We start from the raw sequence: 26,675 nt of genomic DNA, 5'->3' as shown, positions 1-26,675 counted from the left end.
CTAATATGCCTGAACGTTAATTTTAGTCGTTGTTTAATGTGCATACTCTCTTTTTGCGAGTTAAATATACGACTGAGTTAAGTGTCTACCCGCCTTACTATATTGAGTGAAATTATGCTTTTACTTAAGGTTTTGAAGGGGTGGCTGTGGATGAGTGAGGGCTAAGTAACTAAATAAATAGCTAAATAAACAGCTAAATAATCAAGACAATCGTGTATGGCCTACTACAAATCAGGTAGACCCTGTAAATAATTCTGTGTAACTGCTCTTAGTTACAAGTATTCAGTTAGTCGGTCTTCAAACATAATCATAAAACGGTTTAGAGCTTGCTTCCAGTTATGAATAGGCATTGTCCACCTCTTGGAAGCATCCATTATCGCTAAGTACACCACCTTGCTAGCGGATTCATCTGTCGGGAACAGTTTACGTTTCTTGGTCGCTTTTCTGATCACACTGTTCAGAGATTCAATAGCATTTGTCGTGTAGATAGCTTTACGAATATCTTGAGGGTAGCTAAATAGAGTATTGAGATTATCCCAATGAGCCGTCCAGGAGCGGCTGATTTGAGGGTACTTTTCATCCCATTTATCACCAAAGTGCTCTAACGCCAACAGGGCTTCATCTTCCGTTGTTGCTTGATAGATTTCTTTTAAGTCAGCGGTAATTGCCTTGTAGTCTTTCCATGGGACGTATTTCATTGAGTTTCGCACCATGTGTACGATACAGAGCTGAATTTGAGTTTTTGGATAAACAGCGTTGATGGCATCAGGAAAGCCCTTCAGGCCATCTACACACGCGATGAGGATATCATTCACGCCTCGATTTTGAAGTTCGGTGAGCACGCTAAGCCAGAACTTCGCTCCTTCGGTTTCGGACATCCACATCCCAAGAAGTTCTTTCTGACCTTCCATATTTACGCCAAGTGCGAGATAAATGGCTTTGTTGATAACCTGTTTATTCTGGCGTACTTTCACGACGATGCAATCGAGATAAACGATGGGATAGACCGTATCAAGCGGGCGAGATTGCCACTCAACCACTTGTTCTAAAACAGCATCTGTAACTTTAGATATTAGACTGGCGGAGATATCCGCATCGTACATTTTTTTGAATGTTGCGACGATTTCACGGGTGGTCATTCCTTTGGCATATAGGCTTAAGATCTTGTCGTCCATCGATTGAAATCGGGTTTGATGTTTACGAACAAGCTTGGGTTCAAAGGACGCGTCACGGTCACGAGGGACTTCTAACTGGATCTCACCATCGTCTGTAATTAGGCGTTTAGATGAGTAGCCATTTCGACTGTTACTATCGTTAGTTGGTGAGTTTTTTTCGTAACCGAGGTGCTCATTAAGTTCAGCATTTAAGGCTGTCTCAACCGTCACCTTGGTTAACATTTTCCTAAAGTCATCAAGATCAGAAGGAGTCTTAATCGACTTAGCTGCTTCGCGAGCGAAGGCTTCTAGAGCTTTCTTATCCATATTGCTTATCCTCAGCCATTACTGGCTTAATTATAAGCAGATACACAATTTAAATTACAGGCTCATCAGGTAGGTCATACACTGTGTTACAAGTTCCTCGAACAATATTGGCTTTGCTACTGAGGCCCTGCCACACAATATACTATGGTTTTAACCACTCACCGCCACGTGGATCCTGAAATGAATTCAGGAAGACAAAGTGCTTATCTGATATGTATTTGCTCAGGTTAGATCTTACATCTAAAACATCGAAACCTTTTTAGCCATTAAGCACCCTTTGCCAAGCATTAAAGAGGCGCGGTGCTTATTTTTATGTTGTTTAATTAGCTGCTGGCTGTTTTTTAGCCATCGGTTAGCCAGCTCACTAATTTTCTGATTTTCTTCTTTTTTAAAGCCCATCCTTTAAAGCTTTCCTTAGTCACTTTCTTTAACAACACGCCCTTCAAAATCATATTATTTAAAATAATGCCTCGAAAAACCTCGCCTATTTCCCCGCTTTTACACAAAATATTTTTAAACAGCGTTTTCGCAAACAAAGCCTTTTCAAACACTGTCTTCTCAAACAAATTTTTTTCAAACAAAGCTTTCACTAGCAGAATCAATGCATATCACGATTTTTTTACTGTTGGACCATTACTTTTAATGGCGTTTGTCAGTGCTTTTTTGTTTAATTTTACCCATTCCATCGCAAATACGTTTGCTAACCACTGCGCTTATTCCGTCATTCAGTGTGATGATGCTAGGTATTTTCACCCGCCGAAAGGTGTATCTGTCACGCATACTAGGTATGAACATAACCTCAGTTTAAATACCCTCACGTTACATACCCTTTAGTACAAAAGCATCGAGTGCAAGATATTGCACGAGATTCAGTTACGTTAGAAATAGTTACCCTAGTAAAAGGCACTGTAGCAGCCGTGCCCTTAGAGGCGGACAAGTTAGAACTCATTGCTTTATCAATGCGAGGTGCTGAGCCTGAGTTGTTCAAGTTACCATTTATACTGCTTTACACGGGAAGTTGCTATACGCCTCAAAGCTAAGCCATTTCCAAAAAAGTACGAATAAAACACACCGATATAAATAAGGCTGCCATATTACATGCAGCCTTTTTATATGCGGTATTTTCGCTATGCCTCTAACGCTTATTGAAACCGTGCGGTGACGGCTAAGCTTTGTGATGAGTTACTGGCATCATCATCTAAGAACGGTTGTGTGTCGTGATCAAAATTAAACGAATAGGACAAAGAGACCATTTTTGACAGCCTATATTCTAACCCTAAAGTTAATTGATATTGGCTCGACTTATTATGATCCACAATACAATAGGTGGCTGTTGAGGTGAGTGTTTCTTTACACACTGAGGTTGAAGCATCGGCAAATTCAGCCAAATCATCTAAGCCATAAATAATGCTCAATGATTGGTTGAACATCAGGTTGTCGGCAATTTGCCAGTTATATTCTTGATAGGCATAGGCGACGTCGTAATCAAATTCATTTAACCCAGTAAGCGTGCGGTTTGCATCCGACACTTGGTCGTTTTGATTACCCAGTGCCATAACTAAGTGTAATTTATGGTTATCTGAATAGGTTAAATAAGCACCGCCACCCAAATAGGCCACGGTTTTATCATCCAGTGAGAGTGAGTCATCTTGCTCTTTTATCCAGCCTAACTGCCCAAACCAAGTGCGGTTGAAGTCGTACTTCCCGCCATAATTGAACAGTTTATAGCTTCTATCTGATACCAACTCGTTAGATTGGGTGACTTTGTCTTTGGAATAGGCCAGCGATAAGCTGTTAGTCCACGCATCGTAGCGAGAGAAATAGTTAAGCGAAATACTGTTTTGGTCGCCATCAATATTACCACTGAGTTTACTCAACGATACCGAGACATCAGCCGCGTGCAGCCATTCAGGTTGGGGTTTCCCCTGTGCATATGCGCTTGCTTGCCACCATTTACTCGGTGCGCTAGGCGCGGCTTGTGCCGCCGGTTTTGCTGTCGCCGCTACTTGGTTGGTGGTAGTGATATTCTCACTTACTTCTTTACTGCATTGCTCGGCAGACTTATTAAGCGCCTTACAGCGCGCTATTTGCTGTATTTGTTTGTACAGGTTTGCATCGACAGATTTTATAAATTGCAAATCAACGTCACTGGCATAGCTGGTGGTTATTTGCATCGAGCTTACAACGAGTAAAATATAAGGTATACGCATAGCACAATCCTTGTTTAGGTTGTGAGGATGGTTTTTGTCAATTACACGGTTTGCTGCTTTTTCTCAGATACCACGACTAATAACAGCCCAACAAGCGGTGTAAGTAATATGGAGCTGAAAAAGTAACCCCAAAAGCCAAGCTTTTTATTGCTGCCAATAAAGGCAATAAATAAACAAAGTAATAAATAAATGAGTATCATCATTTTAAATTTCCTGTGGTTTTAGGCACAAGGGTGAACTTGAGCGGGCTAATAAAAAGGTCACTATTTCCGGGCGTAATGGGGGTAGGTGTAAAAGTAAGCCCATATTTTTCGTCTAATTCATCACTGGCATAGTTGAGTCGACTGGCTATTTTTTCTGGCGTAGTACCACGTGATTCGAGCGCTGCAGCCCAAATAATCGATGCGGCGAAATAGCCTTGTGTTGCCCAAAAACCTTGGGTTTTATTGTTATCGTTATAAAAGCGACACGCAAATAGCTGATATTGCGCTTCGGCAATTTCTTGCTGAGTTCGATGCTCTCGTTTATTGACGTGATGGTGCTTTATATCTGAGGGCGCATGGCAAGATTCAGTGGCCAGTGGAGGGAGGCCATCAACTGAAAGGGCATAGTAAGGGGCTATGTCATCAATACATGTGCTGTCATTACAATCTACTTGCAGATTTAAAAACGCACCACCGCCAATAAAAGGTTCGTGCATATCTACTTCACGCGCGAGGCGCATCAGAGTTTTGGCATTGTCTTTAGAGCCTGCGAGAAAAATGATACTAGCTTGTTCGGCAAACACTTTATCGAGCCTTTTTTGTGAAATGCGCAAGGCCTCAAAGTGTTGTTTTAATGTTTCATTCAGAACGGCTTCTAATTTACTGCTATTTTTACTTTCTTGAACATAATGAAGCAGCACATTATCTGAGTCTGCTAAACTCACCGCGAGTTGGTTGTGTAAGCTTTGCTGCTTTTGGTGTAGCTCATCATCATCTAATAGTCTGAACTGTCGGCGATATTTTTCTTGCGTAATTTTGAGCTGCTTGTCACTGGCTTTATAAGAAAAGTCTCGTTCTAAAAAGGCCAATAGTCGTTTATCACTTAACCCCTCAAAATATTGGCGATACGTCTCTGTATTTGAATCGGTCTCTACTAGCAGCGAAATGATATCGCTTTTTTTATTGCCGATATCAGAAGTGTTTTCTGGGAATAACTTGCGCAGCTCAATAAGCTGTGCAAAAAGCTCTGAACGCGCAGTCGACAGCGCGAGTTGTTCAGATTTAGAGTAAACCTTGTTTGTTTTTCTTTTTAAAACGGCAATGGTGTTAAGGTGATCTTGGTTTTCATATTCATACAGAATGGGATCCGCAACTTTGAGGCCTTTGTGTACGGCCGCTTCCACAAAATAATTAGTAAAGTCATTTTCATATAAGTCAGAGTCGCGTTCATTGACGACAAATACATCAATATAGCCTTGTTGGTAAATAAAGTCGGCAATGTCGCTAGCGTGAGTCAAGTCACTTGATATGTGCCTGAAAATATATTCAAAGTCATACTGGGTTAACCTGGCATCGGTCGCGCCAGAGGAGAGCATGACAACCCCTTTATTTTCGTAAACTACCGCAGCGGGAATGGCTGCTCTGGAATTGACATACCCTGCGACAGCAATAAGGTTGGGGTTTTGTACAATGGCTTGCGCTTGTGAAATACTGGCTTGCTTTGAACTGCTGTCTTCTTCGTAGGCAGGTTGCAGCCTAATGGGCTTCATTTCACAATGAAGGTTAGCCTGTTTGTCTTCAGGTGCCTCCATACATCGCGTGTTATGGGCACTTTGTAGTAAATCAAGCTGTACTTGAAATGCGTGCACATACTCTTGTAATGAATCATTATCATGTTCTGCTTCGGGCCATACAATGGCGACTTCTAAGTGCTTACTGTTTAGCGTGTTAATTGCACGCTGTTCTTGGTGCGTGCTTGTGGGCCCTGAGGTGATCCCCCTTACCATCAAATAAGCGACGTAAACAATACTAAGATATACGATAAAGCGGCGCATTAAACCTGCTCCTTGTGTTTACACTTATGATGTCCTTTTCTAGTTGTTGTCATTTACACGCTCACTTTTAGCAGGCGATGCAGGCTTTTTAACCGTCGGGTTGCCTTTACTTTTAACATCCTGTTTCGGCGTTTTATTTTGGTCGACTCCAAGCAACGTATGTTGTGCAAGCAGTGGGGGAGTGGCTTGTTTAGTCTGCATTCGTTGCGTGGATTTCTCTGTTCGTTTTTGTGTTTCCAAAGGGGGAGGCTGAACCGCAGGGCTTGGCTCCGCATTGAGAATTACTGGCAACGAATTTTTATCAGGCCCGATCATAATCACTTTTGAGTTTGCTGATGTTGCAATTTGTGCTGTTGCCTGAATACCTTGCCATTTCAATATATTGCCCGAAATACTTTGGTCAATAATGGCGTTATAACGGCGGATCCCTTCCGCTTCGACTCTTTTTCGTTCTGCTTCTTGTTCTTCTCTTTGAATTCGATAGCCATACGCGAGAGAGAGTTGCTGCTGCCTAAGCTTATCTTGGATCACATTTTCAATTTTGTCGGGCAGGTCAATATCAATGACCATTACTTCATCGACGGTAATAAACTTTCTAGCAACCCGGCCAATTGCTTCATTTACCGCATCTTGGAAGGTGGTTTTTTTGGCGAGCGTGGCATAAATATTTGTTAAGTTATCTTTTACGACATATGAACGTACCGTTGACTCGATTTCAGGTAAAACAATGGTATTAAAGTAATCTTCACCAACATACTTATGTAATACCCCCACCATTTCTCTGTCGGGGTGATATCGAATGGCCATGTTTATTTTTACGTTCAGGCCGTCTTCGGTTAACACATTCAAGGTATGTTTTTGCGTTTGTACTCGTAAGTTATACACCGCCATGATGTTCCAGGGTAACACAATATGAAAGCCTTCTCCGTAGAGGGTTTCTACCACCGTACCGCCATCAAAGCGTTTATACAGCACGCCGCCTTCACCGGCTTTTATGGTGATGAATATTCTAGACCAGAAGTAAAGCAGCAAAAATGCCAATACTAAAATTGTGACAAGAATGGTTGGTAAATGCTCATCAATATAACGTCGAATAGTTGCGGTGATACGGGTAATTGGATTAGTCATGCTGCTTACCTCCATTGACTTCTAATTTCACCACTTTTCCATATTCCAGTTTGATCAAGGTGTCGGCGACGTCAAAATATCGGTCGTCGTGGCTTACTACGAGCACCATTTTGTTGGCTTTTTTCAATTCAGGTAAAATATCATGATAATAAAAATCTCTAAATTCAGGGTCTTGATCGGCTGCAACTTCATCAAACACCACCACCGGTTTGTCTTCAAGTAGTGCAACAATCAATGCAATTCGCTTACGTTGTCCAGTTGATAGGTCAAGGTTGGTAAAGCGGCCATTTTCAAAGCGGGTTTTATGATCAACTTGTAGCTTTTTGAGTAGCTCATTGACTTTGTTGTCGTCTAAATGGTCTAGGCCGTAAAGCTTGTCAAATAAATGAAAGTCAGTCAGTACGATAGAGAATAAACTGCGGAAATCATTGTAGTTCGACACTTCCACCATTTTGTTGTCGACTTTAATATGGCCTGATTTTGGACTATATAGCCCCGTTAAATTTTTCAATAAGGTTGTTTTACCACTGCCGTTACCGCCAACAATAAAGGTGATTTCTCCGCGTTTTAGGGCAAAATGCATGGGCCCAATGCCAAACATGGCCTGTCCTTGCGCATTAACATAGTCATAATGTAACTCGTCTAAACTGAGTTCTTTAAAGTCTTTATACAGATCAGAGCAGGCATGTTGCTCAGGTTCTTTTGATTCGTCGAGTTTCGCTTCTAGGTGGACCAAATTATCCAGAGCCATATCTGCTTTTATGATCATCGGAATCGACTCAATGAGCAGACCAATTGCGCCAGAAATAAACAATACAATGGCCGTGATCGACATCATGGTTTCTGACTCAACTTCATCAATTTGTGGCAGTAAAAATACGATGCCTGCCATCAGTAGGAAAAACATGGTTTGGCCAAAAACCATATTAGAGACCACTTTCTTTTCAGATTGGAACTTTAAATCTAAAGAGTCATCTATATTTCTCGAAAACTCATTTTGATAAATATCATCACTTCTTTTTAGGTTAATTTTGATCTCTTTAAAGCCGTCGAGAAAATGATTAAGTGATTCGAAAAAGAGTTGGTCTTTTTCTTGAAATTCGTGATAAAGGCGAATGATGTCTTTTTGGCCGTGTTTATAAATAACAATGCCAATGCCGAGAATAACCACACACATTGCAAAAGCTGCCAGTGATAAATAAGCAATGTAACCAAACGAAAATAACAGCATGATGGAGGCTGTCATGGAGTGCACCATTAAACGGGTGGACTCATATATAATTTGTGAATTATCAGTAACATTGGTGATAATACTCATTTTGCCAATTTTTTCGTAGTGCACCAGCTCGGACTTTCTGAGTTTATCTATCAGGGTTAAATGTTTGTTTGAAATGGCTTGCTGTACGCCTGATTGGGCATGGTACTCAGAGTATTTCCGGCAAAACACAAATGCGCCAATGCATAACGCAAAGAGTAAGATATTCCTTAAATTAATTTCATTAAAGTCTTTCGAAACGTCATTAATGATAAGCATAACCATACCGTTGGTTATACCTGCCAACATCATTGTTAAAATGATCCTGTTACGTCTGAACCCAGTTTCACTAAAGACAAATGATATTAACTTCACTTTCATAGGTGATCCTAGTTATTATTTTTTTGAGGACCCGGTGTGGAGCTCGTCGGGGTATGTATGCTAAACAAATACAATTAACCACGCGACACGCTTATCCTTCCAAAGAATAAGTGTGTCGCTGTGATTAATTATTGCCGCAAAGCGTGCTATTTAAGCTGCTGTGGCTTTTTTGCGCGCTTGAGATGTGACTTTTTTACCTTCTTCGAATTGCTCTTCGAAGTAAGCACGCATTTTATTTGCGTCTAAGTCCCAAAAGGTGCCGCCTGCCGCAAAGTGCAGGTTGAATACCCGACCAATTGCGTAGGTTGTTGCACCACCAAGGATAGACATAGTGACTGCCCCGGTTAATTGACCAACCAGTGGAATTGATTTGATAAAGCTGGCGATAGGCTGCACTAGTGCAATGGGCAAATAGCCACTGACCAGTGACGTGATCACGGCTTTACCACGAGACTCTGAAAATTCAACTCCGTATACTTTTGAAAGTGAATGAAGCATTTTGATTTGAATCGCGGTTAGACCAACGAAGTCAACCCAAGGGATCGGCACTAGTCCGACACCTGCTGCACCATACACAGAGTTTTTAATGATTTTATCAGCTTCTTCGGTTTTACCCTCGAATGATAATTCGGCGTCAGCCGTTTGGTTTTGTTGTTCCACTGCATTCTCCTTTTCTGAGTTTTGATTTTTATCTTGTACCATTAGTAACCTCCTGTTTTTACTTGGTATAAACCAAGTAAATTTCCAAATATGAAGCCGTATTTGGCTGAATATTGGTAAGAACTTCTGGCATTAATGCAGTCAGTAACCCAAAACCACTCTGGCTTACATGTTTCGCCAATCCTAGTCAATAAGTGTGTCCACTGTCGGACATGGTTAAAAAAAAGTCCATTACACGTCATTACAGTGTCAGATTTTGTTGTAATGCTATGCAATCGTTGCTTCTAAAAAATATGTCAACACAACGGAATTAGCTAGTTTTAGCCTAGCTGTTAGTTAGATTGGCGGTATTTTATGCAATGCACATTGATTTTATATGATATTAATATGAATAGTTCAAGTTAATGATGTGTAAAATAATTTGATTGCTGTAATGTTTTGTAATTGCTATATGTAATTACAAAATATAGTTTAAAGTGGAATAAAAAAGTGTTTGAGCACGCTGTTAAAGCTCTTACTTGTCAGTAGGCGAGTCTATATTACTTATTATAATTCAATGGTATAGGCTTATTTTTATTGTTATGTAACAAGTTAACATGCGGCGTATAAGAATGAATTCTTCAAATGATGGAACGGTTAACGCTCAGGTGAGCACCCAAAAAAAACGCGATAATTCTAAAAAACTCACTTATTTGCAAGGGAAGGTTACGCCAAAAACCACCTCTTGCGTACATCAGCTGTTTGAACAACAAGTAGATAAAACTCCCGAAGACAATGCACTTGTGTTTAATAATGTGGTGCTCTCATATACACAACTAAACCAGCGTGCTAATCAAATTAGCCATTTTATTCACGAGCAAAGTCAATTATCAGCCAAAACCCATAATCGTGCCCAGCAGCAGGTTGTGTTGCTGTTACCACGTTCTGAATTTGCGTTGATCTGTATGCTTGGCGCTTTAAAAGCAGGGGTATGCTATGTGCCGATCGCCCCTGATTTCCCGCTTGAACGGGTTCGCTTCATTCTCAATGATGTTGCCCCTTCGTTAGTCATTACCACGACGGAACTGGCGCAGAAATTTGCTACGTTACAAACAAAAGAGTGGCATACATTTGACCCACTCGATTATGCGAGTAATTTTGATAGTTATGGAACCGGTAATCCGAATCGAGACGTTAAAACCGAACATTTGGCCTATATCATCTATACATCGGGTTCCACAGGTACACCCAAAGGCGTAATGTTAGAGCACCAGTGTGTAGTGAATACTTTACAATCACTATCACCCACTTATAGCGCAAAAGATGGATCTCACACACCTTTGAAAACTTCGGCGTTTACCCATTTTGTATTTGATGTGAGTGTCTCCGAATGTTTTTGTCCGTTAATATTTGGCCATGAATTACACCTGTTAAGCGATGACATTCGCACAGACAGTGTCGCGTTATCTGGTTATATCACCCAGCATTGTTTAAATGTGGTGTATTTACCACCATCAGTATTGGCCACGTTACCTCGCCTTGGCTATGAGAGTGTGAACGCCTTTATTTTTGCGGGAGAACCTTGCCAAAAAGAATGCGGTGAATATTTCGCGAAAGCGTTTAATTTATATAACTTTTATGGCCCAACGGAGTGTGCAATCTACGCCACTGGCCAGCAGGTTGATGCACAAAGCATTCATCATATTGGGCAGCCTATTGATAATATGCGCGGCTATATTGTTAACCAAGCAGGCGAGCAAGTGTCAGCTGGCGAAGAAGGAGAATTGTATTTATCAGGTCGCGGCGTTGCCAGAGGGTATTTAAATCTGGCGTCACAAACAGCGCATAGCTTTATCGATAACCCATTTTGGTCGCAAGAAGACGACCCTTATGATGACTATAAACGCCTATATAAAACGGGTGACTTAGTTAAACAACAAGCAGGTGGTGGGCTCGTTTATTTAGGGCGATGTGATCAGCAAATTAAAGTGAATGGCTTTCGGATTGAACCGGGCGAAATTGAACACCAACTGCAGCTTCATACACAAATAATACAAAGCAAAGTGATGATTGACCCTGCTCGGAACCAGTTGGTGGCTTTTTATACCTCACAACATCCAATCACACCCGTTGAGTCGTTGCAGAATTATCTGAGCACTTATTTACCTGAGTATATGTGCCCAAAACAGTATGTGCATGTTAAAGAAATGCCGGTGTCTGTGAGCGGAAAAATAGATACCCAGGCTTTGTTGGCGCAGATCAAGCAAGTTACAACAACTGAGCATAGCAATATCGAACAAAGTGAAATGCTTCAATGGGTGTTAAAAACCGCAAAGCGTGTGTTAAATACGCCAAACGTTTCAGGTGACGATAGCTTCTATCAATTGGGCGGCGATTCAATTTTAGCCATGCACATTGGGGCTAAGTTGCATGAGCAAGGGATCAATTGCTCCCCAGTACATGTACTGCAAAGCAACACTTTTCATTCACTGGCACAGACGCTTGAAAATGAGGCGTGCACTGCTGCCAATACATTAACGGTGGCAGTCAATGATGGCCAGTTTAACCCGATGCAGCGGTTGATACTAAATCATCAGCTTTCTACGTCAGCCATTTTGTATAATGAAAATGTATCGATCGATTTTTCAATCGATGAGCAGCAAGCCATTACGCTCGAACAACTTAATCAGGCGCTAATAACCTTCATTAACCATCATGATGTTTTACGTATGCAGGTGAATGAAGACAATTTAGGCTATCGAATTTCAGAGAAGCTAAGTGCAGTGGCAGAGTTACTTACGGTCGTTGATGTATCACCTGAATCGCACCCATCTGAAAGCTTAGTCGCGCAGTCGTTAGCACGTTACATTGATATGCCTTTTGATTTGTACCAAGGGCCTCTTTATCGGTTCATCGCATTTAGCAGCCAAGGGCAGGTGCTTAAGCTGAGCTTTATCCACCATCATTTATTGACCGATGGCGAAGCAATGTACAACCTGTTTGTGCCTCAAATGGCTGCGTTATTGAAAGCGCCTCAGGACTCTTTGCCCCATGTGCCAAACGTCATGACGCAAACGCAATATAAAGAGGCCGATGAGAAATTACTTAGCGCTTTGAATACCGCGGTCTTGTTCAATAACTCTCCCAGTGATGACTTGCGCGGCACATATCACACTAAGACATTCTCCAAGGCATTATCAGATCAGCTGAGTACTTGTGCGCAGGCGCGAGGTGTGAGTATTTTCTCGCTGTTACTGGCGTGCATTCAATTGGTCACGATGCGGTTTTCGAATCAAAATTCAGTGTCAATTGGCGGCGTTCGCAGCCTGAGAGGCCCTGATGCAGATAATGTATATGGTAACTTTTTGGCAAATGAACTGTATTGTTGCGAACTTGAGTCGAATATATCGACGGGTGACTTTATTGCACAGTGCTTCAGCCAAGTAACTGAGCAATTAACCCAGCCGCTGGCGTATGAAGCATTACTTAAAAAAATGAGAGAAACTGGCAACGTAGAAGAAAAGTTACCCTCAGTTTATATGACTTTAGAGCCGAAAAAGCGCCACTCGGTGCCATGGCTTATTACCCAAAACGATACCTTACCCTCTGACGTTAAATACCCTTTGTATTTTGAGTTCGATTTTCAAGATACTTTAAACCTCAGGGTGGAATATCGTACAGCCATATACAGTGACGCGCAAATTCAGCAGTTGGTCACGGCAGTAGAACATGTCTTAACGTCATTTACGCAAGACTTTTCACGGCCGGTGGGAGACATTAGCTTGATGCCACAGCAGCAGCAACAGCGCGCGCTTACTCGCTATGCGGCTACTGTACAGGCGCACCCAGCAGACGATTTAGTTTCACAGTTTGTAAAAATGGCTGAGCTATTTCCCACTAAGTGTGCGCTTATGTATGCTGGGGAAGAAGCGACCTATGCTGATATAGACAAAGCGTCGAACCAACTAGCGCAGTACCTCGTTGAAAACAGCCAAGTGCAAGCAGAGTCCTTGGTATTACTGCTGCTTGAGCCATCATTTGACACCATTGTTTCGATTCTGGCGGTATTAAAAGCAGGGGGCGCTTATGTGCCAATCGACCCGACTTATCCTGCTTCTCGTATTAGGTACATTGCAGAAGATACGGTCAGCCATATTATTATCACGAACAGCGCATATGCTGATCATGTATCTGAGTTAGCTGATTTAACCTGTATTTGCTTAGACACCTTACCTGCACAGCATTACAGCGACGAACGACCTAATATCTCGATAGTACCAGAGCAACTGGCCTATGTGATTTACACATCGGGCAGTACTGGGCAGCCAAAAGGCGTGCAGATCACCCATAATAATGTGAGTCGTTTGTTAAGCAGTGCACACCCGCATTTTGATTTTACCACCGAGGATGTATGGTGTTTATTCCACTCTTATGTGTTTGATTTTAGTGTGTGGGAAATTTGGGGAAGCTTACTCCATGGTGGCAGTTTATTTATTCCAAATAAGGCACAAACACAAGATACCTCACAATTTTTTCAGTTGGTTAAAGCGCACAAAATAACGGTTTTAAATCAAACGCCCTCCGCATTTTATAACTTTATTCAAGAAGCCAATCAGCAAGACACTCTCACTCACCTAAAGTATGTCATTTTCGGCGGAGAAGCACTGAACTTAATTCAGCTTCAACCTTGGTTTAGTCAATATGGTTATAATAAACCGACATTAGTGAATATGTATGGCATTACCGAAACCTGTGTGCATGTTACATTTAAAGCCATTTCAGAGGCCGATATTAACGCGCGCTCGAATATCGGTTTGCCATTAAACGATCTGAGTGCGTACATATTAGATGATAATTTAAACCCCGTACCGCAAGGGGTGGTTGCACAGCTTTATGTAAGTGGCGGCGGGGTGGCTCGCGGATATTTGAATAAAGCGTCGTTAACCGAATCAAGGTTTGTGGCTAACCCGCATAATCAAAATGCTGGGCAAACAATACTCTATAAAACCGGTGATTTAGTCAGAGAGCTCGATGGTGGGGGCATTGAATATATTGGTCGCAATGACTTTCAAGTTAAAATTAGAGGGTACCGCATTGAGCTAGGTGAAATTGAGCACTGTGTGTCGCAAATCACAGGCGTTTCACAAAGTACGGTGTTAGCTAAAAAGCGAGACTCTGGTTATTACTTGGTGGCGTATTACGTCGCTGACAATGATATTACGCACGATGATTTTACTCAGCAGCTCAGCAGCCGTTTGCCAGCACATATGGTGCCACAGCATTTTGTTTATATGCCTTCCATGCCCTTGACCATTAACGGCAAGGTCGATGTGCGCCAGTTGCCAGAACCCAACTTTACTCAAGCTGACTATAACCCCCCAACGAATGAAAACGAGCGCGCATGCTCTGTTATCTGGGCGGATGTGATGTCGCTTGAACAAGTGGGGATTGATGATGATTTTTTCCGCATCGGTGGCGATTCAATTAATGCGATTCGGGTGGTCGCACAATTAAAGCTGCTCGGATTTAATGTGTCTGTACGAGATATTTTTCAACATAAAACCATTCGAAAGCTTTTGCCCAGTATTACCAAAGAAGTGCAGTTACACAGCACTAGGCCACAAAGCAGCGAACCTGCCTATGTGCCATTTAGTCTAGTCAGTGCACAGCTTAAATCGCAGTTTGTTCATTACGAAGACGTGTATCCGGCGACCCATTTACAGCAAGGCATGTTTGTTGAGTGTAAACGCGACGGTCGTATTTATCATAACTTGGATGTGAGTGAAGTTAATCAACCGTTTGAGAGTGAGAGATTTACTCTGATATGGCAAGCGCTGACCAATAAGCATGAACTATTGCGCGCCGCATATCAGCAGTTTGATGATATGGGCTACCTGACGCTCATTGAGCCAAGCATAGCGGTGTCGCAGCATATTGTGCAATACAGTGACTATGAGCAAGCATGGCAGCAGGAAAGTAGTCACCCAATACAACTTGATAAGGCGGGGTTATTTAGGCTCGCCATTGTGCCATCAGCGACACAATTTAAGCTGATATTTACCTCGCACCATGCCATAGAGGATGGCTGGAGTGTGGCTTCGTTAATTGCAGAGTTTATTAGCGCTTACACTGATGAACGTAGCCCTTGCGAGGTCGTCTCTTACATTGAAAGCCGCCCCGTTGCGGTTAATTTTGGTCAATATGTGAGACAAGAAGCTGCGGTAATAAATGATCCACGCCAGCGTCAATTTTGGCAGAATTATTTAGAGCATATGCCCGAGCAGGTTCAAAAAATGCGCAGTAAATCCGTGGCAAAGTATGAGCCGGTGATGATTGAATCTGACTGCAAGTTAGAGACGCATATGCATAAAGCCGTATTGGAAAGTGCAGTGCAGCACGAGGTATCAATTGATTCGGTATTTATGGCTGCGTTTGTACATTTATTATGGGTATTTAGTGGGGGTGATGATGTCACTCTGGGCGTGGTGGTCAATAACCGCTTAGAAGAGTCGGGTGGCGATGAGCAGTTTGGTCTGCATTTAAATACCATGCCGATGCGCTTCAAACACATAAATACAGACTTAGTTAAAACGGTCTATCAAGAGAAGCTTAAGTTGATGGCGTACAAGAACTACCCGTATGGCCAAATTAAAGCGGATTTAGGATATGAGCCTGACGACGATATCTATCAAGCTGCATTTAATTACATTCATTTTTATCAAAAGCATACCGCGCTTGAAACCAGTTCAGCCCAAGCGGTAGATGCGGTTGCCATGACCAATATTCCCATTGCACTGGTGGTGAACCGAGAAGGAGATACCTTTGACATACAATTTCAAGCGCACAGTACCTTCATTGAGCAACCGTTACTGGATTACTTAGCGCAGTATTATCAACATTATTTGCGTTGTATTTTATCCTCACAGCCTCTGTTGGCAGGTATGCGCCGCGATGAACATATCGCCCTGAGACAAAATGTAAATACAGCAATAAATTGTAATAAAAAAGACACCTTGTTAGAACTGTGGCAACGTACGGTAGCCCAATATAGCAAAGAGGTGGCACTGTGTTTTCAAGCAGAGCAACTGACCTACGAAGCGTTAGATAAACGAGTTGATCAACTGGCAGGTTACTTAGCTCAGCATGTGGGTTTGCGTATGGGCGATAGGGTTGCTATTTCGTTTGAGCGAAGCAGTGACATGATAGTGGCGATGTTGGCCTCGATAAAACTGGGTGTGGTTTATGTGCCTGTTGATCCGGCTTATCCCGCAGAGCGGATCCGTTATATTTTACAAGACTGTGGTGCATCGGCGGTGCTGTGTTGCCATCACGTGGTTGATGTATTGTCGTTCCTTAAACAAAGTAGTGTCAGATTAGTAGACATCACCTGCAAAGAGGTAAAAGCAAGCACATATGCAAAGTTAGACAAGCCTGCACACTTGGTGCAAGACTCGTTAGTGAATATTATTTATACATCAGGGACCACAGGCCAACCCAAAGGCGTCATGATAAGCCATGCAGGGGTAGTGAACCTTATTCACAGTCAAAGGCAGATATTTGATTTAACTCACCACGATAATGTCTTGCAGTTTGCATCTATTAGTTTTGATGCGGCGACGTGGGAAATATACAGCACACTGTGCAGTGGTGCGACGCTGGTGGTGTGCGATAAAGCGGTCCGTAAAGATGGCAATGCATTAACGAAGCTGCTTGAATCTGAGCAAGTGAGTATCGCGACAATACCTCCAGTACTGGTTGAAACCCTAGATGAACAAGCATGTCACTCGTTACGCACATTGGTGGTGGCAGGGGAAACAACCCCAGAAAAAACGTTGCAGCGCTTCTCTGAAATTTGCCAAGTTATTAATGCTTATGGCCCGACTGAAACAACGGTTTGTTGTTCATACCATCCTTATCAACGTGGCGACTTAAATACCAATATCGGCAAGCCACTATTGAACACGTGTTTGTATATTCTCGATCAGCACATGAACCCAGTACCAAAAGGGGTTGTCGGCCGGTTGTTTGTAAGTGGCGCAGGTATTGCGGAGGGGTACTTTAAGCGGCCAGAGCTGACAGAACAAAAGTTTATTAAAAATCATTTTATCGAGGATGGCTTCCCAACACTGTATGACACCGGAGATTTGGCCAGATACGATATGAACAATGATCTTGAGTATCTCGGGCGTAGTGACTTTCAAGTTAAGATCAGAGGCTTCCGTGTTGAATTATCAGAAATCGAGCAAGTTCTTTCGCAGTGCCAAGGGGTGGCTCAAAGTACCGTACAGCTGCTGGAACTGAATCAGCAAAAAGTGCTTACCGCGTATTTTACTGCCAGTGCGCAATCGGCTTTAGGGCAAGAAGTGACGGTGGATAGTTGGCAACAGGTTTATGATGCAGAATATAGCCGCTTAGAAAAAGATTTAAGCGTTGACCAAGCTGATTTTGAAGGGTGGAATAGCACATACACTGGCATGCCAATTGAAGTGGCTAAAATGCATGAATGGCGCGATGCGACCATCGCGCGTTTACAAACCTTGCCATTGGGTAAGGTACTCGAAATCGGCAGCGGCTCGGGGCTTATTTTTTACCCTTTGGTTGAGCATTGCACCCATTATTTTGCAACGGACTTTTCCAAAGCGGCGATTGAAAAACTTACCTTTGGTGCAAAACAACTGGGCTTTGAGCATAAATCCCAGTTTGCAGTGTGCGATGCCGCCACCATTTATGATGCAGTATCGGCACAAAACTACACCCCTGATACCGTTATTATTAACTCGGTTGCGCAATACTTTCCGTCGTTTGATTATTTGATGGATGTGATAACACAAGCCAGTCAGCTAATGCCGCAAGGTGGGGTTATTTTCATTGGTGATGTACGAGATGCTCGGTTGCTTGACTCTTTTCATTATGACGTCCAAAAGTCACGTGCGTCTGATGTAGCACATGATCAACTTAAGCAGCTCGCGGCACAAGCGCGGGTATTAGACAAAGAGCTCCTGATCAGTCCGCTGTTTTTTGCGCAGTTACATAACCACCTTTCCCAGTGCAGCGGTGCGCAAGCATTGTATAAATCAGGTACACACAGCAGTGAAATGACAGACTATCGTTATGATGTATTACTGACACTCTCACAAAAAGAGGTAATACGTGCTGTTACGCCGCAGGTGACTGAGTATAGTGACGGACTGAATATCGCTGAACTGGTTGCATTACATGATCATGTACTTATTGAAGGAGTGCCTAACGCACGTGTGTACCACGCTTACGTCGATTATTATAATTTACCCTGTAAGTACTCCAACCCCCTGAGCTGGCAAGGCTGGACAGAATTAGCTACTTCTTTACAGTGTGAGGTACGCTTTATACCCAGCGATGTGTCAGCGCATTTAATGTCGGTGAGTTTAATTAAAAACGCAGCAAGCGCAGCGTGTGACTTTGTATCGATTAACCACCATGAACACACCGCGTTGACACATACGCCGTTATCTCATTATGTGCGAGAGCCGGTTGTTGAAATTAATATTGGTCAGTTAGTTGAGTCTTTAAAAACACAATTGCCTGAACATCTGCTGCCTCAGCACTTTGTACAACTTGAACAAATCCCACTGACAACACACGGCAAAATAGATAAAAAAGCCCTGCCAACGCCTGAACTGTGCTCGGTTGATTACCAAGCGCCACAAACAGAGCTGGCGCAAACCTTGTGTCAAATTTGGCAAACCACCCTCAGTATTGCGCGTGTGGGCGTCAATGATGACTTCTTTAGCATGGGCGGTAATTCAATACTTGCCATCACGCTGTGTCATCGAATGTCTCAAGCGCTCGATTACGAAGTGAATGTGGCTATTTTGTTTAAGTGTCCCACCATTAGTGCCTTAATCGACGATGGCTTATACCTACAAAAGAACAAAATTGAACCCGCGAACATAGAAAATCTGCCGCTGTCTTTTGCACAGCAAAGACTGTGGTTTATTGAACAATATGAACAAGGCTCAGCGGCATACACAGTACCAATTGCATTAACTTTAAAAGTGAATACAACCAGTTTTACGCAAGCAGTTAAGTGTATCGTTGAGCGCCATCAGGTGCTGAGAACGTGTTTTGATGACCAAAGTAACCCCGAAAAGGTGTTACTAAACATCAGATCGGCAGATGAATTTACTCCAGTGATCACGAAGGTTGCTCAACAAGATTGGCGTTCGCACATATCACACGACATGCAGTATGTGTTCGACCTGACCAAAGAGCTGCCAGTGCGTTTGAGCATCTATCAAGGCTGCAGTGAAGTAGCGGCATTGATAAATATCCACCATATTGCATTTGATGGCTGGAGTGTCGATATTTTATTAAAAGAGCTAGAGCTATTGCTGGCCCCAGAGGACGAGCAATCTGAAGCGCTGGCGAATTTACCGATTCAATATCAAGATTATGCATATTGGCAACACACCTATTTGCAACAAGGTGAGTTAGCGCGCCAATTAAGTTATTGGCAAACACAGCTACAAGGCTTTGAAACTCTAAATCTACCGCTTGATCGCGCGCGCCCAGAGCAGTTGAGTTATGTAGGCAAAAACCTGAATCAGGTTGTCAAAGCCGCGACCACGAAAAAGCTTAAAGCATTGGCGCGAGCGCACAGCGTGACTTTGTATACTTTACTATTAAGTGTATTTAATGTTCTTTTACACAGGTACTCGGGACAAACCGATATAACCCTCGGCTCGCCCGCCGCTAATCGAACCAGCTACGACACACAAAATCTTATCGGCTTTTTTGTTAATGCTCAGCCTATTCGCAATCACCTAGACCCGACTGTGGCATTTGACGATTTCTTAGCACAAGTACATACCACGGTGATCAAGGCACAAGCACATCAAGACGTGCCCTTTGAGTCGATAGTTGAACATTTATCGTTAGAGAGAGATTCAGCCAGACACCCGATTTTTCAGGTGATGTTTTCTGTACAAAACTTTGGCGAAGATGCACATAAGAGCGCGTTCTTTACTCCGATAGATGTTGATGACATTTACCAAGTGGCGAAACACGATTTAACCGTGTTTGTGAATGACAGTGTGGCACGACATGGCGAGAATGAATTAAAGCTTCTATTGAACTTTAATACGGCGTTGTTTAGTGATGCGCGTATTGAAAACTTGGCACACCATTACTTGAACTTGTTAGACGCCATTTGTGATGCACCAAATAGCCCAATTAATGCGTTAACAATGTTTACACCCGCTCAGCGGCAGGCATTACTCAACGCATCAAATGGGCAACATATACCTCGAGCACATACCCCCTTGGCTGAACGCTTTGATAGCCTAATAGCACAATATGGTAATGAGATTGCGTTATGCTGTAATGACGAGCAGTTGACTTATCAACAGCTCGACGACGCCTCAACACATATGGCTCGTCAGATTTTGACTAAGCTTGAAGCGACCGAATTGCAGTCAGTGCAGCAGCGAGTGGTGTTATTAATGGACCGCTCTATCACCATGCTGGTGTCATTAATTGCCATAGTGAAATCGGGCGCTGCGTATGTGCCCGTTGATGCCGATGCTCCCTCAGCACGCATTGCACACATCGTGTCAGATAGTGCAGCTAAATTGGTATTAACTCAGTCTCATTTATTAACTCAGTTGCCTGAGTTGGCAGCAGATGTCGCGATAGCCGTTACTGAAACAAAAACCGGTTTATGTGGGGTGAGTTGTTCAGAAAAATCCCTGCCAGTGGCCCAAGCTGATGATTTAGCATATGTAATTTATACCTCAGGCACCACAGGTCAGCCTAAGGGCGTTATGGTAACGCAGGCCAATGCGGGGCATTATATCGACAATATTGCTCAGCGCATGGTGCCGGGCATAAAGGTCGATTTCTCCTCGAATATTGGCTTTGATCTGAGTATCACAACGACATTGGCCGCATTATTACGTGCGGCACACGTACATATATTCCCGCAGCCGATTAAGTACGTAGACGAATATCGCCAGTATTTAACGCGTCACGATATCGAATTTGTAAAAATGGTCCCAAGTTTAGCGGAGCTGGTGTTCTCCTCTGAAGCGGCTGTAAGCGTTGATACCTTGATGTTGGGAGGTGAGAAGCTACTGTCGCAACAAGTGACGGCGTTAAGTGACTATTGTCAGGTCATACTTGATGAATATGGGCCAACTGAAGCAACCGTTGGCTGTTGTTTATCTCAGCGTTATCCGGCAAAAGACGAGGGAATTGGCGTACCGTATCCAAATACGCGAATATACGTGTTAGACAACGCATTAGAGCCGGTTGTTCAAGGTGCAAGCGGCTATTTATATGTCTGCGGCCCAGGCGTCGCAGCAGGGTATTTGAATTTACCGGAGCAAACTCAGGCGGCGTTTATTACTAACCCGTTTGTTGCACAGGGTGAGCTCGGCGGGGCCTATGACCAACTGTACTGTACGGGAGATTTAGTCAAAGTAGACAGCGCAGCGCAATTACATTATTTGGGTCGTAGTGATGCGCAAATTAAGCTCAGAGGCTATCGTATCGAGCTTCATGAAATAGAGCAGCAATTACTGTCGCTTGACTGTGTTACTCAAGTGGCCGTGGCCTTAAAACAGCAAGAGCAACGTCAATGGCTGGCTGCATTTTATGTCAGTGCACATGAAGTAAGCCATGAGCAGTTTATTGATTTAGTGGGTGACAGCTTGCCGCATTACATGATCCCAAGCCAGTTTATTGCGTTATCAGAGTTGCCGTTAACCGCCAATGGCAAAGTGGATTATGACGCGTTGCCCACCCAAGACTTAGCGCATGCGCAATTTCAGGCGCCGAGCAATGACACAGAGCAACAGATCAGTGATATTTGGCAAGCGCTATTGAACGTTGAGCGGGTGAGTGTACTCGATAACTTCTTCCAAATAGGGGGAGACTCAATTTCATCTATTACCTTGGTATCGAGATTACGCAAAGCCGGGTTTAATTTCGCAGTGAAAGATATCTTCACGCACAGTACTATTTTGGCGCAAGCAAAGTATGCCTTAGCTGAGCATTCACACTCAGCGGTACTCAGTCAGCAAGGGGAATTAGCTGGGCAGTTTTCACTCTTACCTGTACAAAAACGCTTTTTCGCAGACGTACAGCGAGGTCTCATTACGCAGCCTGAATATTGGAACCAAAGCTTTATCATTCAAGTTGATCCGATAGACATAGTGCGGCTGCAACAAGCGCTGAATGGCTTAGTTGCACATCATGATATGTTGCGAGCCAGTTTTGACATCAGTCAGTTTGAACGAGCAGTGCAGCAGCAAAGTTATGAACCAGTACGTCCGATATCATTACGTATTATTGATATGGCACACGCCTCAGATGCTGAAGTGACAGAGATGCTCAATGAGGTGCAACAAGACAAAGACTTGTGCTCAGGGAACATATTATCGGTGGCTTATATCAGAGGCTATACACCAGAGAGCGATGCTATTTTTGTGAGTTGTCATCACTTAGCGATGGATACAGTGTCTTGGCAAATTTTCAGTGAGGATTTGCACGCACTGTATTTTAAACGCAGCCTAACGGACAAAACCACCAGCTACCGTCAATGGGTTGAGGTAATACATCAATATGATCGAATGTACCCTAATGAAGGCGCATTCTGGCAGCAGGTTGTGGGTCAAGGTGATTCGCTGAAAAAGTGGGTGTCGCAGAGCAGTACGTCACACAGTTTTGAGTCAGAAATACGTTTGTCAGTGGCAGAAACAGAGCAGCTTTTAGTTAAGTCCAATGCGGCCTATGGTACGCAAATTAATGACTTATTACTGTGTGCATTTGCCTATGCACTACAGAGCGTAAACGACTGCGATTGTCAGCTAATTACATTAGAAGGGCATGGTCGAGAGCAACTAGATCACTTACTAGAAGAGCATGATGTCATACTCGATACATCGCGCACCATTGGGTGGTTCACCACGCATTATCCTGTTGCATTGCCCGTTGAGAGCTCGCTATCGCTAACTATTCGCGCAGTGAAAGAGTACTTACGTAAAATTGAAAATAAAGGCGTGGGTTTTGGCGCATGCCAAGCAACCGACTCATCGCTGCAATTACCGCCTATCGCCTTTAATTATTTGGGCGTAATAAGCTCCGCGACCCAGTCTCTAGATTGGCAAGTGTCACTTGATGACTTATCAACACAAGTAAGCCCAGAAAATGACGATGGCTTGCTCATAAATGTTAATGGTGCAGTTGAAGGTGGCGCGCTCATGTTCTCACTTGCCTCAAAGTTAGAGGCTCAAGCACATCAAGAGTTATGCGAGGCATTTGAGCAATCATTACATGATGTTGTGCAGCATTGTGCTGCGCAGATCAGCCAAACGCGTTCTCCAAGTGATATTGGGGTGGATATGCCCATTACTGAGTTTGATAAAATAACCGCGGTGCAAGGTATATCAGAGGTGTTTGGCGCAACCTCGTTGCAACAGGGCATGATCTATCAGCATGTAAGCTTCCCCGATAATGATGCGTACCATGTGCAATTTATAATTGATTATGATGAACCATTGGCTGTCATGTTTTATCAACAAGCTTGGCAGTGGGTGGTTGATGAATTCCCAGCACTGCGCATGAGTTTTGATTGGCAGCATGCGCCGGTACAGCTTATTCATCAGCAGGTTGACGTTAATTTTACCTTTCATGATTGGAGTACGCATAATAATGTTGATGCAGCCATTACGCTTTTACAGCGTGAAGACAGAAAGCAACCGTTTGACTTAAGGTGTGCGGGCTTATTACGAATTCAACTTATTAAGCGCGGGGAATCACGTTTTACCTTGTTAAGAAGCGAGCATCATGGCGTGTCAGATGGCTGGAGTAATGCGGTCTTAATGGCACGTGTTCACCAAGTATATTTGCAACTGTGTCAGGGTAAGACCCCAGAAAAACGTGTTGATCACGGTTATCTCAATGCGCAACACTTTTACGTAAGCCAACGTGAGGCGTGTAAGCAGTTTTGGCTCAGAGAAAAGTTAGGCTTTGATACCTGTAACGATATTTCCTCTATGCTCAGTTCATCATCTGACTTGGTAACGCATAAACAGGTAGACAAGGCTGAACAAACTTTTATCTCTTTTGATGCAGCGCACTTACAACAACTTGCGCGTAGCAGTAATGTCACCATGCACAGTATATTGCAGCTAGCGTGGCATAAACTTATCCGTACACACAGCGCAAGTAATCAAACCATGGTAGGCACCACCATATCGGGCAGAGGGATTGATGTTGACGGTATCGAAAATAGTGTGGGCTTGTATATCAACACATTACCCTTATGCGTGCAGTGGGATAACGATAATACGGTGTTACAACAGCTGCGTGATATCAGCAAGAGTATGTCGCTGTTAAATACCCACTCCCATCAGCCATTGGTTGAGCTACAACAAGGCGGTGAACGTTTATTTCAAAGCGTTTTAATTCATGAAAACTACCCAGAGCCGCAAAGCGACGAAGCCGATAAGCTCAACTTTAGTTATCGAGCGGCTTTTGAAAAGCTGGATTACCCTATGGCGGTGATCATTCAAGAGCAGCAAAATACCCTCACTCTTGGGTTAAGTTACGATGCAGCGTTGCTGTCGCAAAGTCGTGCCAAGCATTTGCTAACGCAATTTGAACAGCTTCTCCACGCCATACCCAGAAACCTTACCCGCCATCACGGCCAGCTAAATGCATTGACCCCTGCGCAGCGCTACGATGCAATCGCTAAGGTGAATCAAACGTATGCGGCTTTTGAGCCAAAAGGCATTGAGCAGGTATTCTATCAACGCGCTGACGTATTTGCCGCACAGCCTGCGGTGACATATGGCAAGCAAACGGTCAGTTACCAAGCGCTTAATGAGGCGTCGAATCAACTTGCCCATTACTTATTGAACCAACTCAACGTACAACCTGATACCTTGATTGCCATTGCAATGGACCGCTCGGTTGAGATGATAATGAGTATACTGGCGGTGATTAAGGCGGGCGCTGCGTATGTGCCAATTGACCCACAAGGGGCGGCTGAGCGTAGCCAATATATATTGCAAGATACCGCCGCGTTAGCGGTGTTAACGCAGTCGTCATATCAGGCTTATTTTGAGCAACAAGTAGCGACCCTAAGCCTGCGTTCAGAGCCCATGACTCAGGTTATAACGGTGGGTAATGCGGATATTACGACGATGCCAACACACAATGTGGCGCTGCCTCTGTCAGCCGCACGACTGGCCTATGTTATTTACACCTCGGGCACCACGGGTCAGCCAAAAGGCGTGATGATTGAGCACGGTGGTGTGATTAACCTCATTGACTCACAAATAAATACCCTCGGGCTCACCCAGCACAGTAAAGTGCTTCAATTTTCGAATTTGGTGTTTGATGCATCGGTATTTGAGATCTTCCCAGCACTGATGGCAGGCGCTGAACTGCACCTGATAGACCCCTCGCTACAGCGCGACCTTGTCGGGCTGGTTGAGTATATTGAACACGCCAAAATATCCTGTGCTTTTTTGAGTACCGCTTTGGTAAAACTCTTAAAAGGTAATGAGTTTGACGCGCTAGAAGTGATCCATACCGGGGGCGAAGCCCTTGATGGCTTAACCGCTTTGCCAAATTCATGTCGATTAATCAATCAGTATGGCCCAACTGAAGGCACCGTATGTTGCGCTCAAGCTGAAATTACCGACTTAACCGATATTTCCATTGGTATGCCGATCCAAAATATGCAGATGTTTGTGTTAGACCCTCATTTACAGCCGGTAGAGCGAGGTGTGGTTGGTGAGCTTTATATTGCAGGCCCAGGGGTAGCAAGAGGGTATTTAAATCAACCAGCTCTGACGTCACTGCACTTTATCGACAACCCATTTAAAAACGACGCTGATCTGCAAACAAGTTATAACACCCTGTATAAAACAGGGGATCGGGTACGGTTATCTGCAAAAGGTCAGTTTGACTATGTGGGTCGAGCTGACTTTCAAGTCAAGATCAGAGGCTACAGGGTAGAGCTTGAAGAAATCGAACACCGTTTGGCTCAGCATGAGCACGTTAATCAATGTGTGGTAAAAGTGCTCAAAACCGCTGGCGCAGATAACCTAGTTGGCTACGTTAGTGGCGATGTTGAGTTGGCTCCAGCCGATCTTGTAAGGCACTTAAGTCAAGTCGTCCCCAGCTATATGATCCCCAGTGTATTTGTACAAGTAGCACAGTTTAGTTATACCAGCAGCGGGAAAATTGACCGCCACTCCTTGCCAGACCCTGATGTGCCACAAAGGAGTTTTACAGCGCCAAGCACCGAGTCTCAGCGTGCCATATGCGCCTTATTTGCAGAAGCATTAAGCATACAAAAAGTAGGGATTGATGATGACTTCTTTAGCTTAGGAGGGAATTCGATTTTAGCGATCACCTTGTGTCAAAAGCTGACAGAGCATTTTGCTATTAATGTCAGAGTAGCTGACTTATTTGAGCACCAAAGCGTGATTAAGTTAGATGAATACCTAACGGCATCAAGCCAAGTTGAAGAAGAAACAGGGGAGTTCTAA

Annotated in this window: 10 protein-coding genes; 2 read left to right on the top strand and 8 right to left on the bottom strand. The window is 43.5% G+C overall.

Going from position 1 to position 26,675, the window contains the following annotated elements; all coding sequences use genetic code 11:
• Positions 1-272: 272 nt before the first annotated feature.
• Together PCIT_RS13735 and PCIT_RS13730 are read right to left on the bottom strand one after the other, a co-directional pair.
• Positions 273-1,481 (bottom strand): IS256 family transposase, encoded by a 1,209-nt coding sequence (locus PCIT_RS13735; RefSeq protein WP_192992781.1) that lies wholly within the window; start codon positions 1,479-1,481, stop codon positions 273-275.
• A gap of 341 nt (positions 1,482-1,822) precedes the next feature.
• Positions 1,823-2,071, bottom strand: a complete 249-nt coding sequence (locus tag PCIT_RS13730; protein WP_157592824.1) for a hypothetical protein — start codon at positions 2,069-2,071, stop codon at positions 1,823-1,825.
• A gap of 258 nt (positions 2,072-2,329) precedes the next feature.
• Here PCIT_RS13730 and PCIT_RS13725 point away from each other — a divergent pair, with 258 nt between their 5' ends.
• Positions 2,330-2,521, top strand: coding sequence for a hypothetical protein (locus PCIT_RS13725; protein ID WP_010367230.1), 192 nt, complete (start codon positions 2,330-2,332; stop codon positions 2,519-2,521).
• A gap of 102 nt (positions 2,522-2,623) precedes the next feature.
• Here the strand turns inward: PCIT_RS13725 and PCIT_RS13720 are convergent, their stop codons facing one another.
• The 6 genes from PCIT_RS13720 to PCIT_RS13695 all read right to left on the bottom strand — a co-directional run bounded on the left by PCIT_RS13720 (position 2,624) and on the right by PCIT_RS13695 (position 9,195).
• Positions 2,624-3,691: a DUF481 domain-containing protein gene (locus tag PCIT_RS13720; RefSeq protein ID WP_010367229.1), complete on the bottom strand. Its 1,068-nt coding sequence runs from the start codon at positions 3,689-3,691 to the stop codon at positions 2,624-2,626.
• Between the two features lie 41 nt (positions 3,692-3,732).
• Positions 3,733-3,894 carry a hypothetical protein gene (locus PCIT_RS13715; protein ID WP_010367227.1) on the bottom strand — a complete coding sequence of 54 codons (162 nt, stop codon included), beginning with the start codon at positions 3,892-3,894 and terminating at the stop codon, positions 3,733-3,735.
• Positions 3,891-5,729, bottom strand: coding sequence for a type 1 periplasmic-binding domain-containing protein (locus tag PCIT_RS13710; RefSeq protein ID WP_010367226.1), 1,839 nt, complete (start codon positions 5,727-5,729; stop codon positions 3,891-3,893). Before PCIT_RS13710 ends, PCIT_RS13715 begins: the two co-directional genes overlap by 4 nt.
• Before the next feature lie 39 nt (positions 5,730-5,768).
• Positions 5,769-6,857, bottom strand: a complete 1,089-nt coding sequence (locus tag PCIT_RS13705) for a prohibitin family protein (protein ID WP_010367224.1) — start codon at positions 6,855-6,857, stop codon at positions 5,769-5,771.
• Positions 6,850-8,493, bottom strand: coding sequence for a cyclic peptide export ABC transporter (locus tag PCIT_RS13700; RefSeq protein ID WP_010367221.1), 1,644 nt, complete (start codon positions 8,491-8,493; stop codon positions 6,850-6,852). Before PCIT_RS13700 ends, PCIT_RS13705 begins: the two co-directional genes overlap by 8 nt.
• Positions 8,494-8,643: 150 nt before the next feature.
• Complete coding sequence (locus PCIT_RS13695) at positions 8,644-9,195, bottom strand: YcjF family protein (RefSeq protein WP_010367219.1); 552 nt, start codon at positions 9,193-9,195, stop codon at positions 8,644-8,646.
• A 569-nt stretch (positions 9,196-9,764) separates the two neighbouring features.
• On the opposite strand from PCIT_RS13695, the gene PCIT_RS13690 reads away from it, so the two are divergent.
• On the top strand, positions 9,765-26,675 hold the full coding sequence (locus tag PCIT_RS13690; RefSeq protein WP_010367218.1) for a non-ribosomal peptide synthetase: 16,911 nt from the start codon (positions 9,765-9,767) through the stop codon (positions 26,673-26,675).

This window comes from Pseudoalteromonas citrea (assembly GCF_000238375.3).
GTDB lineage: Bacteria > Pseudomonadota > Gammaproteobacteria > Enterobacterales > Alteromonadaceae > Pseudoalteromonas > Pseudoalteromonas citrea.
The sequence above is the reverse complement of the archived record's forward strand: the minus strand, read 5'-3'. Positions and strand labels throughout refer to the sequence as shown.

Excerpts from the sequence above, each read along its gene's own strand:
- PCIT_RS13690 (WP_010367218.1), top strand. The coding sequence starts at position 9,765 with ATGAATTCTTCAAATGATGGAACGGTTAACGCTCAGGTGAGCACCCAA.
- PCIT_RS13700 (WP_010367221.1), bottom strand. The coding sequence starts at position 8,493 with ATGAAAGTGAAGTTAATATCATTTGTCTTTAGTGAAACTGGGTTCAGA.
- PCIT_RS13710 (WP_010367226.1), bottom strand. The coding sequence starts at position 5,729 with ATGCGCCGCTTTATCGTATATCTTAGTATTGTTTACGTCGCTTATTTG.
- PCIT_RS13695 (WP_010367219.1), bottom strand. The coding sequence starts at position 9,195 with ATGGTACAAGATAAAAATCAAAACTCAGAAAAGGAGAATGCAGTGGAA.
- PCIT_RS13720 (WP_010367229.1), bottom strand. The coding sequence starts at position 3,691 with ATGCGTATACCTTATATTTTACTCGTTGTAAGCTCGATGCAAATAACC.
- PCIT_RS13715 (WP_010367227.1), bottom strand. The coding sequence starts at position 3,894 with ATGATGATACTCATTTATTTATTACTTTGTTTATTTATTGCCTTTATT.
- PCIT_RS13735 (WP_192992781.1), bottom strand. The coding sequence starts at position 1,481 with ATGGATAAGAAAGCTCTAGAAGCCTTCGCTCGCGAAGCAGCTAAGTCG.
- PCIT_RS13705 (WP_010367224.1), bottom strand. The coding sequence starts at position 6,857 with ATGACTAATCCAATTACCCGTATCACCGCAACTATTCGACGTTATATT.